A 13,150-nucleotide genomic window follows, 5' to 3' on the forward strand; every position below is an offset into this window, starting at 1 on the left:
GCGTTGCGTATCCGGCATTGATTAATGGATGGCGGCGTGAGGGCTGAGAGAATGGCTATTTCATTGGTGGTTGATTCTCCCCTATCGAGGGGGAGAGATTTAAAACTGCCAGGTGAGATCGGCGAGAATTTGCTGGCTGTGATAGCTCTCAACCGGCGTGTCATACCATTGTTTGCCGAGGGCAAGACCGAGAGTTAATTGATCGGTCAGCGGCTGATTGCGACGCAGGCTGATGCTTTTTAACGTTCCTTTTTTGGTGTCCGGTGACCAGTCATAGGTATAGGCTCCCGTTCCGCGGCTTACCCAGAGCTGCGTATTGCCTTTACCGTTCAGGTCGTTCAGGCGCAGTGAAACGATGTGGCTATAGCTTCCCCCAGCATCTTCAGTATCGTAATGCGTATAACGTCATGAGGTGATAAACGGTCCGGTATACAGAGATATTCCGCCTGAAAAAGCATTGACGTCCGTATCGTCAAAGTAGTTGGCATAGCGATAACCAAAGGTAAATACGGTTTTAGGCAGAACTTTTACGCTGATATCCTGCTGAGCATCGCGTCTGGCAAAAACGGGGGTGTTTTCGGCAATTGCCAGACCCGTTTTTGTTGATAACCACTGATTCCAGTTATACCAAACGGTCGCGCGGCCACGTAACGCGTTCCATGATTCACCGTTGTCGTAATCGCGTCTGCCTTCGGAAATATTGAAAACCGCGGTACCATCGTCAATCTGCGTCTTTAATTCGCTGAACATGACGTTACGGGTGCCATGCCTTGCCGAATAATCAGTAAAGTCGTATCCGGCAGTCAGCTTCAGGTCGGTTGCTTCAGCCGGGAGAGAAGCCGTGCTGAGTATCAACGATACAAATAAAGTCCTTTTCATTATTCTTCACCTACGAGACAGGAGATCTCTTGTTTGAGGATATATTTACCTTTTGGCAGGTTTTGCTCGATGGTTATCCGTGGGCCAATTGTGCTTTCAGCTGCGATATATCGGCCTGGTAAAATAATGACCTGAACACCAAGCCGCGCACCGGGACCGATATAACACCCTAATTTTTCGCAGCCTGTATCAATGTCTTCATCGTCCAGCCTGACATGCACGGTTTTACCATCAAGGCGATGATTGCTGGTTCTTACCTGCGCGCCCAGGTAAGCGCCTTTGCCAATAACCGAGTCAGAAATAAAGCATTGGGGACCGATGGTGGTCGTCGATTCCAATACTGCGTTTTTGATTTCGGTGCCATAGCCAATACGTACTTGATTGCCAATTAAGCAACCCGGTCGAATAAAGGCGTAATTACCAATAATGCAATCGGCCCCAATTACGACAGGCCCCTGAATAACTGCACCATGACAAATTTTACTGCCAGCACCGATCGTCACCGCTCCCGCGCTTTCATCAATAACAACGCCAGGTGCAATGGATACTGACTTATTATTCTGTTCGCTAAGCTTTAGATAGTTCTTCACCACCGCGGGTAGCTGTGGGGGGGTTATTGTTTGGCGCATCCACCACCGCGGTATAGCGTGTGGGTTTGTCACGTAGGGGTTCACGTCCAGTAAAAAAGGCAATAAGTCCATATACAATCCAAATTAAATAAGCCAGAAGTACGTAAAAAACAGAAAAAGGCGCAAGGAAAATAAGTTTCCAGCATCGGTGATACCAGGCACTAAATGCTCCAATTGAGCAAACCACTCCAACCCAAATAATGGGAAACAAGGAAAGCACAATCGCATGTGGGCCGATAGTGAGCGTGATGTGTTGCCATGTAATGAGATAGATTGCTACGCCATACAACACGACCAGCACCATTGGGAGTATGCTGAAGATGCCGAATCTGCTGAGGATGAGTGATTTATGCAGACGCATGCAAACGGCATAGCCCACGATCCATCGCCGCCATCGTTTCCATTCATCGCCCAAGGTATTGCACTCCTGAGGATAAACAATGCAGCGGTTTGCCTGACGGATACAATAACCATTCGCGACCAAGGTCCAGGTTAAATCGAGATCCTCCACCTTGGTACGATCGGAAAAACCAAATTTGCGCAGCACATCAGTACGAAACATGCCGCAGGCTCCGCTAATAATAAAAGGCGCACCGCCGAGCAACTGCTGTAATGTCCGCTTCATGACGATCATCGGAAGTTTTACCGTTGCACGGATATGTGGCAGCAATCCAGCACCAGGCAGATGTGTTGAGGGGATTCCACCAACGGCATCGGCGCCATTTTCTATTTCTGCTAACATGAATCCCATACCGTCACCATCAGGAGGGACATAGGTGTCAGCATCGCTTAAAAAAACCTGCTCACAGGTAGCATAGTTTAATCCATTCATTAAGGCGCCACCTTTCCCGGTATTCTTTTGCGTCACGGTAATCAGGCGTTCTCCCCATTTTTCTTTCACCTTATGCATAATGATTTCGGTATCATCAGTGGAACCATCGTTTACACATATGACTCGATGAAAATAGGGATTTAATAACAAGTTTTCCAGCGATTGTGCCAGGCAAGGACCTTCGTTATAGGCCGGAATAATGGCGTCAATACTGTCGTTACGTAAACTAGGTTTTCGTTTTAAGGTTGTGAGGAACCAAAGTAATATACATAGGCTCATCATAATAAAAAATATTGTTTTCATATAATTAGAGAATCATTTTGTGAACAACAAAACCTTCAGATAATTCACATCCGGCCTGTTGCCCTCGGAATTGAGCTACGGTACGCAGACGTTCTGTACGCATATAATCACGTTGCTGCTGGCTTTGGTGAAATGAAAGCGCACGAAGTTTTTGAATGAAACAGTTTTCACTGACCTTTTCAAAGACTTGGGGAACAAACGTCAGCCAGGTACTGGGAGTTTCATAACCGAGAACCTGGGGAATATTTCGGCAGGCAACGATAGAAGCCTTATGTACCGCGCGATGATCCTGATGCCGGTCAGAATCATGCATAGTATAAGTTCGCACGATGTTGATTTGTGCGGGAATGTGATTTGTGATGACGTCTTCAAGTGATTTGATCATCGTATCAACAAAGTACGGTGTGCGTGTGTCCTCAAAATGAAAATGAAAAATCTGATGGCAGCCTAATGATGTTAATGCCGATTGAGATTCTGCGTGTCGGTCGGCTTTTAAAACGCACCCTTCAGCCCCTGCGGTCATGACGACGGCAGTAACGTGATAGCCTTCTTTTATTAAGCGGGATAACGAGGCACCACATCCGAGTTCAATATCGTCCGGATGGGCACCGATTGCTAATATCCCTTTTTGGTATGATGTAACCATGAGCAAATCCTTCACTTTTCTATGAGAGTGTTATTTGGGTGTTCAATGAATATAAACACAATATCTGTTTTGCAGATATTTAAAGCTCTTGTTGGAAAGACGGGATGGATTAGTGTTTGTCGTAATAAAGATATTACAATGTGTAATTTGATTAGTCAAAAAATAATATTTATTGAAAGTTAGGATGTTTTTTCTTAATCAATAAGAAAAATGAATGCATTAATTTTTTTTTACTGGTTTTATTTTTCTGAGTGATTGGTTTTTTATAATTAGATGATGAGGTTATTAGATTGTACTGTAACTATACCTTCAAATAGAAGAATGGAATACATATGTCATTTTAGTATTCATTTACGAATAATTGATATTGATTGTAATGATGAACTTCAGAGGGGATATTACTTTCAGAATGAATCATAAACAGCAAGACGCTGAGCGCTGGTACTCGTTAGAATCTTTAGGCTGGCGATAACAGGCCGGATGGTTTACGCCACCCGGCATGGAACAACAAAGTTAGCGCAGGATTTTTTTCTCAGCCAGATCCAGTGCGAAGTAGCTGAAGATCAGATCCGCGCCAGCGCGTTTGATCGAGCCTAAGCTTTCCAGCACCACTTTCTCTTCATCTATGGCACCCGCGAGGGCTGCAAACTTGATCATCGCGTATTCACCGCTGACCTGATAAGCGCCAATCGGCAGCTCGGTGCGCTCGCGGATATCGCGCAGAATATCGAGGTATGCGCCAGCCGGTTTGACCATCAGGCAGTCTGCGCCCTGGGCTTCATCCAGCAGCGATTCGCGGATTGCTTCCCGACGGTTCATCGGGTTCATCTGATAGGTTTTACGATCGCCCTTCAGCGCGGTACCTGCGGCTTCACGGAATGGGCCATAGAAAGAAGAGGCAAATTTGGTGGAGTAGGACATGATCGCGGTATCGGTAAAGCCCGCGGCATCCAGCGCCTGGCGAATCGCCTGCACCTGGCCGTCCATTGCGGCGGAAGGGGCGATGAAATCTGCGCCCGCAGCGGCGGCAACGACCGCCTGTTTGCCGAGATTGGCAAGGGTTAAATCGTTATCAACGCCGTGCTCGCATAATACGCCGCAGTGACCGTGCGAGGTGTATTCACAGAAGCAGGTGTCGGACATGACGATCATCTCCGGTACGGTCTGCTTACAGATACGCGACATGCGCGCCACCAGACCGTCTTCTTTCCAGGCATCGCTGCCGGTGTCATCGGTGTGATGAGAAATGCCGAAGGTCATAACCGAGCGGATGCCTGCATTAGCAATGCGTTCAATTTCGCGCGCCAGATGCTTCTCTGGAATGCGCATCACGCCGGGCATGGCCTCGATAGCTTTGTAATCGTCGAGTTCTTCTTCAACAAAGATCGGCAACACCAGGTCATTTAAGCTGAGTGTTGTCTCTTCAAACATAGCGCGCAGCGCAGGTGATTTGCGCAGGCGGCGAGGGCGTTGGATTAGGTCTGTCATGGTATGCCTGATGTTTGTGGAATCGAAGGCCGTAGTATACCCGAACCTGAGGGTGGGTGGTTTACGAAAGTTGGCGTTATATCTGGATTTTCCATCGTGGAAGGCTGAATCATTAGAGCAATTTATTCACATTTATGGCAAGTTATTTATATTCATTGTTTTGCTTGTTTCTATTTTTATTATTTTAAATATCGATATGTTTATTTGTGTAGGGCTGGTGATAATTCCTCTTTATTTATTGTTTATTTGTTTGGGTGTGTGGTGAGTTATTTGTTAATTATATGATTCAGAGATGTGTTGTACGGTATTTCATTGAAAGAATGAGTTTTTTTGTTTTTTGTGTCAGAGGTGAGGATATTCGTAGTGTTGTCCGGTTTCGGACGACTAGCAAAGAATAATTGAACCTTTACTTTGTGAAACCGCATAATCGTCTCCGCGAAACATAAAATGTTTTCTTTGCATTGATAATTGATGGATCAACTATATTACGTCCCTGAGGAGGGATGACAAATGCACACTTGGAAAAAGAAACTAGTAGTCTCACAATTAGCATTAGCCTGTACTTTGGCAATCACTTCTCAGGCGAATGCTTCTACTGATATTTCTGGAACTACGTACACAACGTTCACCCATTATAATGACGCATCACATGTTGATGACGTTTACTTCGATGGCTATGTCGGTTGGAACAATTACGGCACTGATAGCATTTATAACGGTGATATTTATCCGGTAATCAATAACGCTACTGTCAACGGCGTTATTTCTACTTATTATCTGGATGATGGACTGTCAACTAACGGCAATTATAACAGCCTGACGATTAAAAACAGTACCATTCACGGAATGGTGACATCCGAATGTATGACCACGGATTGTACTAACCGTACGGGTACCGACTATTACTACGACCGTCTGGCGATGAATGTCATCAACTCCACTATCGATGACAACTACGAACATTATACCTACAACGGTACCTATAATGACGTGGCTGATACGCACGTTGTCGACGTTTATAACCTGGGTACGGCTATCACTCTGGATCAAGAAGTTGATCTGTCTATCTCCAACAACTCTCACGTCGCGGGTATTACCCTGACTCAAGGTTATGAGTGGGATGATATTGACGATAATACCGTCATCACCGGCGTAAACAGCGGCGAAGTGTTTAACAACACTATCGCTGTTACCGACTCTACCCTGACCTCTGGTTCCTGGTCTGATGAAGGAAGATCCGGCTGGTTTGGTAACACCAGCAATGCGAGCGACTACAACGGTAACGGTTGGAACGCGAATGATATCGCATTGGCGGTTATTGCTAATCCCAATGCAGATAACGCGATGCAGACCACCGCCACGTTTGATAACGCTACACTGATGGGCGATGTGCTGTTCTCCAGCAACTTTGATGAGAACTTCTTCCCGAACGGTGCTGATACTTACCGTGATACCGATGCCGATCTGGATACCAACGGCTGGGATGGTACTGACCGTCTGGATCTGACCCTGAACCACGGCAGCAAGTGGGTTGGTGCGGCAATGTCCGTCCATCAGGTTGACGTTGATGGTGATGGCGTTTACGAAAGCTATGCTGAGGGCACTGAAGCCACTCCTACGCTGATTGATATCGCTGCCAACAGCCTGTGGCCTTCTTCAACCTACGGTATCGATAGCAACACATCCTCTTATGACGAAAATGGTCATGTGGTTGGCAATACCGTTTATCAGAGCGGTCTGTTCAACGTGACGCTGAACGGCGCTTCCCAGTGGGATACCACCAAAACTTCTCTGATTGACACCCTGAGCATCAACAGCGGTTCCGTTGTCAACGTGGGCGATTCTGCGCTGGTTTCTGACTCCATCTCTCTGACCGGTGCTTCCGCACTGAACATCAATGAAGATGGTCGTGTTGCGACTAATACGCTGTCTATTGACAACAGTACCGTAACGATTGCTGATGATGTCTCTGCTGGCTGGAATGTGCTTAATGCCGCGCTGTATGCCAATACCATTAACGTCACCAACAACGGCGTTCTGGATGTGGGCAACAGCACCGGTAACGCGCTGCAGGTTGATACCCTGAATCTGACCAGCTACACCGACGCTTACAACCATGTTAATGCGGGTGTTTTCGACATCAACAGCGCTAACTATGTGTTGAATGCTGACCTGACCAACGATCGTACTAACGATACGCGCCAAGCTAACTACGGTTATGGCGTGATCGCGATGAACTCTGATGGTCATCTGACTATCAACGGTAACGGCGATTCTGACACCTCAGGCGATCAGTCTGAAGTCGATAACTACGGTGATCACGTAGCAGCGGCAACCGGTAACTATAAAGTTCGCATCGATAACGCCACTGGCGCAGGTTCTGTTACCGATTACAAGGGTAACGAGCTGATCTACGTTAACGACAAGAACAGCACCGCAACCTTCTCTGCAGCCAATAAAGCAGACCTGGGTGCTTACACCTATCAGGCTCAGCAGCAGGGTAACACCGTTGTTCTGCAGCAGATGGAGCTGACCGACTACGCGAACATGGCGCTGAGTATTCCGTCTGCCAACACCAATATCTGGAACCTGGAGCAAGACACCGTTGGTACTCGTCTGACTAACGCGCGTCATGGTCTGGTAGATAACGGTGGTGCATGGGTGAGCTACTTCGGCGGCAGCTTCGATGCGGATAACGGCAACATTAACTATGATCAGGATGTTAACGGCATCATGGTCGGTGTTGATTCCAAAATCGATGGTAACAACGCTAAGTGGATTGTCGGTGCTGCGGCAGGCTTCGCGAAAGGTGACATGAGTGATCGTACCGGTCAGGTAGATCAGGATAGCCAGACTGCCTATTTCTACTCTTCTGCTCGTTTTGCGAACAACATCTTTGTTGACAGTAACTTAAGCTACTCCCACTTCAACAACGATCTGTCTGCCAGCATGAGCAACGGTCAGTATGTTGATGGCAGCACCTCTTCTGATGCCTGGGGCTTCGGCTTGAAACTGGGTTATGACCTGAAGCTGGGTGAAGCAGGTTACGTAACCCCTTACGGTAGCGTATCCGGTCTGTTCCAGTCTGGTGATGACTATAAGCTGAGCAACGACATGAAAGTTGACGGTCAGTCTTATGACAGCATGCGTTATGAACTTGGTGTAGATGCGGGTTATACCTTCGCCTACAGCGATGACCAGGCGCTGACCCCGTACTTCAAACTGGCCTACGTTTACGACGACTCTAACAACGATTCTGATGTAAACGGTGATTCTATCGACAACGGCGTAGAAGGTTCTGCGGTACGCGTTGGGCTGGGTACTCAGTTCAGCTTCACCAAGAACTTCAGCGCGTACACCGATGCTAATTACCTCGGTGGCGGTGATGTCGATCAAGACTGGTCTGCAAACGTTGGTGTTAAATATACCTGGTAACAACTTTCTTGCAGAGAAATAAAAGGTAATTTTATTTAGAAATAATGCCCGTCACGCATTTGACGGGCATTTCTTGCAAGGAATTCGCACATGCTATCTTCAAATAAACCTCTTCTTGAGTTTGGTAAGCTTGATAAATGTTTAGCGAAATATCGTAAGCACTTTGAGTGTGATAACGACAAAGAAATAATTTTTTCCAGCGATATTAATAGTGACGAAACTTTTGTTATTTTAAGTGGTGTTGTTTCCTTACGTAGAGGGGAAAGCGTGCTGGTCGGGATTGCACAGGCGCCTTTTATTATGGGCCTTTCTGATGGTGTGATGAAAACAGATGTACAATACAGATTAATAACCGAAAGTAATTGTACGGGATACCACCTGCCTGCTTCGCAAACGATAAATATAATTGAACAATGCCAGCTTTGGCGTGAAGCCTTTTGCTGGTTAGCATGGCAAAATTCCATGTTTGAGTTGCGCGATCTGCAGCTGATCGGCAATAACTCCTACGATCAGATCCGCGCGACGCTGATATCCATGATGAAATGGGACGACGTACTGCGTTCGCGTATCGGCGTCATGAACTATATTCACCAACGCACGCGAATTTCACGCTCAGTTGTCGCTGAGGTTCTCGCGGCATTGCGTAAAGGTGGTTACATTGAAATGAATAAAGGCAAACTGGTGAGCATTAACCGTTTGCCTTTTGAGTATTAAGTCAGGATGCAGGAATAACCTGCGGTTTGTTCCCGCTCAACTCTGCAACCAGATCGTTGATACCGTCGCTCATATTGGTAAATCGGGTTAGCGGAGAACGGGTCACCACGATAAATGCCCCGACGTTTTGCTGTGGGATCATCGCCATATAGGTAATGAAGCCGCCGCCGCCACCGGTTTTTTGAATAATTCCTGGTCGCCCATTCTTCGGTGCCATATAGACCCAGCCCAAACCCAGCGCATCGGCTCTACCCGGAACATCCATCCCTATCACTTTGGTTAACTGCGTACGCTGATAAATCAGCGTCTGCATACGGTCGGCCTGCTGGCTACGATGGTAAAAATCAGATGAGAGATACTGCTGCATCCAGCGCATCATATCGCCGGGCGTTGAATAAACACCGCCGCTGCCCATCGCTGCCAGGGTATTGTTGCAAGGACTGGCACCTTTTTCCGCGACCATCAGGCGTCTGCATTGATCGGGGGATGGGGTAAAGGTGGTATCTTTCATTCCCAGCGGACGGGTAATTTTTTCTTCAAACAGTTGCGGATAAGGCTTTCCGGATGCGATTCCCAGCGCATCGGCCAGCAGGTCAAACGCCAGGTTGGAATAAGAAGCCTGCGAACCCGGTGCGGCTTTAAGCGTGGCGGTTGATAGATAGCTCCAGCGCTGTTCACGGGTTGGCCAGACAAACACTGGGCGCTTCGCCGCACCGCCAGGCTGTTCGCGCGGCAGCGCGCTGGTATGCGTCGCCAGATTCACCAGCGTAATCGGCGTGCCCTGATAAGTCGGCACGCGCGCGCCAGGCGGCGCATATTTGCTCAATGGATCGTTGAGTTTAACCGTACCCTGATCGAGTAATTTCACCAGCATTTCGCTGGTCATTAATTTAGTAATAGAGGCAATTCGAATAACGGAATCCAGCTGCGGATGAACGTTATTGCCAGGGCGTGTTTCGCCGAAGCTGCGAAATACGCGCTGGTTGCCATCAATCACCACGAGCGCCATCCCCGTAGCACCGCTGCCGTAAAATATATGGTCGGCATAACGATCGACGATATCAGAGGCGAAGACCGGATCGGTTATAGGCTGTGCCGCCTGGACAGATGTCAATGACGCCGCACACAGCGCGGCAGAAAAAAGCAGACTACGTTTCAACGGTGGTGTCCATGAGTTAGAGAAAGTGAAAAAGGATGTCGTGCGTATGCGTATTTATACTACTCATCGGCGTATTGCAAAGCGCTTATCAGCCAATGATAGTGTGAAAAACGTAACGATGAGTAAACGCGAGCGTTTCCCGGATTACGGATGTTCGCTTTTGTGATCTCACGCTGTGATAATCTGCACTTGCTGGAACGTTGTCGAGTGTGAAAATCACAGAAACAATTCTTCATACCCGGGTGCGAACTAAGTGCCGCGGTTTTGGTCACACTTGTCGGTTTCAGCTTGTGTTTTTGGGCGTAAGCCGTCTGGCCGCCGCACTCCACGGTGGCAAATACACAGCAGTCGTCATAACGATAAGAAGTTAGCAGGAGAGCACTATGTTTAAGTCTTTTTTCCCAAAGCCGGGGCCGTTCTTTATTTCGGCATTTATTTGGGCACTGGTCGCCGTTGTATTCTGGCAAGGAGGTGGGGGAGCCTGGGTTGCACATATTACCGGCGCGTCGGGAGACGTACCGATTAGCGCGGCCCGATTCTGGTCACTGGATTACCTGATTTTTTATGCGTATTACATCCTTTGTGTTGGAGTGTTCGCGCTGTTCTGGTTTATCTACAGCCCGCACCGCTGGCAGTACTGGTCCATACTGGGCACGTCGCTGATTATTTTCGTGACCTGGTTTCTGGTTGAAGTTGGCGTCGCCGTCAACGCCTGGTATGCGCCATTCTATGATCTGATTCAATCCGCGTTGAGTGCGCCGCATAAGGTGAAGATTGAGCAGTTCTATCATGAAGTAGGCATCTTTCTTGGCATTGCGCTGATTGCCGTGGTCATTGGGGTGATGAACAACTTCTTCGTCAGCCACTATGTATTCCGCTGGCGTACCGCAATGAACGAACACTATATGGCGCACTGGCAGCATCTGCGTCATATCGAAGGCGCGGCGCAGCGTGTGCAGGAAGATACCATGCGTTTTGCCTCCACGCTTGAAGATATGGGGGTCAGCTTTATCAATGCGATTATGACGCTGATTGCCTTCTTACCTGTCCTGGTCACTCTCTCAGCCCATGTGCCGGACCTGCCCATTGTTGGACATGTTCCTTATGGCCTGGTGATTGCCGCGATTGTCTGGTCGCTGATGGGAACCGGCTTGCTGGCGGTAGTCGGCATCAAACTTCCGGGGCTGGAGTTTAAAAACCAGCGCGTGGAAGCGGCCTACCGTAAAGAACTGGTTTACGGTGAAGATGACGCTAATCGTGCGACCCCGCCGACGGTGCGTGAACTGTTCCATGCGGTGCGCCAGAACTACTTCCGCCTCTATTTTCACTATATGTACTTCAATATCGCCCGTATTCTATACCTGCAGGTTGATAACGTTTTCGGCTTGTTCCTGCTGTTCCCGTCGATTGTTGCCGGTACGATTACGCTCGGCCTGATGACGCAAATCACCAACGTGTTTGGCCAGGTGCGAGGCTCGTTCCAGTATTTGATTAACTCCTGGACAACGTTAGTCGAACTGATGTCTATTTATAAGCGTCTGCGCAGCTTTGAACGTGAGCTTGATGGCCAGGATATTCAGGAAGTTACCCATACGCTTAGTTAATAAAAAAGGAGATGTTATGTCGACGGTTTCCCGTCTTTACCCCTTGTCCGGTCTGGCCGCTCTGGTGCTGGTGGGATGTAGTAGCCAACCCGCGCAGCCGCTAAAAAAAGGGGAGAAAGCCGTCGATGTGGCGAGCGTGGTGCGCCAGAAAATGCCCGCCAGCGTGAAAGACCGGGACGCATGGGCGCAGGATTTAGCGAAGACGTTTGAAAGCCAGAAGCTGGCGCCGACGGTTGAAAATATCTGTTCGGTGCTGGCGGTTGCGCAACAGGAGTCAAACTATCAGGCGGATCCGGCCGTTCCAAACTTAAGTAAAATCGCCTGGAAAGAGATCGACCGGCGCGCCGAGCGTATGCATATCCCGCAGTTTGTGGTGCATACCGCACTGAAGATTAACTCGCCAACGGGGAAAAGCTACAGCGAGCGTCTGGATACGGTGAAAACGGAAAAACAGCTTAGCGCCATTTTTGATGATTTTATCAATATGGTACCGATGGGGCAGACGCTGTTTGGTTCGCTTAATCCGGTACATACCGGTGGGCCAATGCAGGTCAGTATCGCGTTTGCCGAGCAGCACGCCGACGGGTATCCGTGGAAAATGGCGGGAACAGTACGTCAGGAAGTGTTCAGCCGCCGCGGTGGGCTGTGGTTCGGTACGTATCATCTGCTTAACTACCCGGCGAATTACAGCGCGCCAATCTTCCGTTTCGCTGATTTCAATGCGGGATGGTATGCCAGCCGCAATGCGGCTTTCCAGAATGCGGTCAGTAAAGCCAGCGGAGTGAAACTGGCGATGGATGGTGACTTGATTCTCTACGGCAGCAGCGAGCCGGGCAAAACCGAGCTGGCGGTACGTAAACTGGCCGGGAAGCTGGGGATGAGCGAGAGTGAGATCCACCGTCAACTGCAAAAAGGTGACAGCCTGGCATTTGAGGATACCGCGCTGTACGAGAAGGTCTATAAGCTGGCGAAAGCGAAGACTGGGAAAGCGCTACCCCGTGAAATGCTGCCAGGCATTCAGCTGGAAAGCCCGAAGATTACACGTAATTTGACCACCGCGTGGTTTGCGAAACGCGTGGACGAGCGTCGGGCGAAATGTATAGGTCAGCCATCATTATGATGACGGCGGCGCCAGCGCACGAATGCCGCGATGGCGCCAAGAATCAGACTTCCGGCAAGGAAAGGGACCAGCCCAAAAAGGGTACCGACGCCTAAGCCAATTTCAACTCGTGGGCGTCCTGTCTCTTGCATTTGCAACTGCATCAGTTGTTCATAGATGCCGGGAGCGTGGGCCAACAGATTTAAAACCTGCGCGCCTGCCCAAAAGCAAAACAGCACAAATACGGCATACGCAATGTTGCCGGGCAGGGAGGAGGTATCCCGATGTTTGCCCTTAAACAGGGATTTTGAGAGCGTAAAATCAGCCATAAAGACCTCCGGAAATAACCTGCTTTTTTTGAC

10 protein-coding genes and 1 pseudogene are annotated in these 13,150 nt (G+C 48.7%); 4 read left to right on the plus strand and 7 right to left on the minus strand.

The window, feature by feature from the left end; genetic code table 11:
* Positions 1 to 99 precede the first annotated feature (99 nt).
* The 5 genes and pseudogenes from OGV75_RS10125 to hemB all read right to left on the minus strand — a co-directional run bounded on the left by OGV75_RS10125 (position 100) and on the right by hemB (position 4,777).
* Positions 100 to 882: pseudogene (locus tag OGV75_RS10125) on the minus strand (YaiO family outer membrane beta-barrel protein).
* Positions 879 to 1,508 (minus strand): LbetaH domain-containing protein, encoded by a 630-nt coding sequence (locus OGV75_RS10130; RefSeq protein WP_047357665.1) that lies wholly within the window; start codon positions 1,506 to 1,508, stop codon positions 879 to 881. The pseudogene OGV75_RS10125 and the gene OGV75_RS10130 overlap by 4 nt, the downstream one beginning before the upstream one ends.
* Positions 1,447 to 2,643: a glycosyltransferase family 2 protein gene (locus tag OGV75_RS10135; RefSeq protein ID WP_016151989.1), complete on the minus strand. Its 1,197-nt coding sequence runs from the start codon at positions 2,641 to 2,643 to the stop codon at positions 1,447 to 1,449. Before OGV75_RS10135 ends, OGV75_RS10130 begins: the two co-directional genes overlap by 62 nt.
* A 4-nt stretch (positions 2,644 to 2,647) precedes the next feature.
* Positions 2,648 to 3,289: a PIG-L deacetylase family protein gene (locus tag OGV75_RS10140; RefSeq protein ID WP_047357667.1), complete on the minus strand. Its 642-nt coding sequence runs from the start codon at positions 3,287 to 3,289 to the stop codon at positions 2,648 to 2,650.
* Positions 3,290 to 3,802: 513 nt separating this feature from the next.
* Positions 3,803 to 4,777: a porphobilinogen synthase gene (gene hemB / locus OGV75_RS10145; RefSeq protein ID WP_016151991.1), complete on the minus strand. Its 975-nt coding sequence runs from the start codon at positions 4,775 to 4,777 to the stop codon at positions 3,803 to 3,805.
* A 510-nt stretch (positions 4,778 to 5,287) separates the two neighbouring features.
* Between hemB and ehaB the strand changes: the two genes are divergently transcribed.
* Together ehaB and iprA are read left to right on the plus strand one after the other, a co-directional pair.
* Positions 5,288 to 8,212 (plus strand): autotransporter adhesin EhaB, encoded by a 2,925-nt coding sequence (gene ehaB, locus OGV75_RS10150; RefSeq protein ID WP_047357669.1) that lies wholly within the window; start codon positions 5,288 to 5,290, stop codon positions 8,210 to 8,212.
* 90 nt (positions 8,213 to 8,302) lie between these two features.
* Complete coding sequence (gene iprA, locus OGV75_RS10155) at positions 8,303 to 8,926, plus strand: hydrogen peroxide resistance inhibitor IprA (protein ID WP_286480623.1); 624 nt, start codon at positions 8,303 to 8,305, stop codon at positions 8,924 to 8,926.
* Between the two features lies 1 nt (position 8,927).
* Here the strand turns inward: iprA and ampH are convergent, their stop codons facing one another.
* Positions 8,928 to 10,085 (minus strand): D-alanyl-D-alanine-carboxypeptidase/endopeptidase AmpH, encoded by a 1,158-nt coding sequence (gene ampH / locus OGV75_RS10160; protein WP_115190907.1) that lies wholly within the window; start codon positions 10,083 to 10,085, stop codon positions 8,928 to 8,930.
* A gap of 383 nt (positions 10,086 to 10,468) precedes the next feature.
* On the opposite strand from ampH, the gene sbmA reads away from it, so the two are divergent.
* Both sbmA and OGV75_RS10170 read left to right on the plus strand, forming a co-directional pair.
* On the plus strand, positions 10,469 to 11,689 hold the full coding sequence (gene sbmA, locus OGV75_RS10165) for a peptide antibiotic transporter SbmA (RefSeq protein ID WP_016155831.1): 1,221 nt from the start codon (positions 10,469 to 10,471) through the stop codon (positions 11,687 to 11,689).
* Positions 11,690 to 11,705: 16 nt separating this feature from the next.
* Positions 11,706 to 12,809, plus strand: a complete 1,104-nt coding sequence (locus OGV75_RS10170) for a DUF1615 domain-containing protein (protein WP_047357673.1) — start codon at positions 11,706 to 11,708, stop codon at positions 12,807 to 12,809.
* On the opposite strand, the gene OGV75_RS10175 is transcribed toward OGV75_RS10170, so the two are convergent.
* Entirely contained in the window at positions 12,794 to 13,117 is a 324-nt protein-coding gene (locus OGV75_RS10175) for a DUF2755 family protein (RefSeq protein WP_047357674.1), read from the minus strand. The two genes, OGV75_RS10170 and OGV75_RS10175, sit on opposite strands and share 16 nt — an antisense overlap.
* Positions 13,118 to 13,150 lie beyond the last annotated feature (33 nt).

Source organism: Citrobacter sp. Cb028 (assembly GCF_030336705.1).
Classification (GTDB): domain Bacteria; phylum Pseudomonadota; class Gammaproteobacteria; order Enterobacterales; family Enterobacteriaceae; genus Citrobacter; species Citrobacter braakii.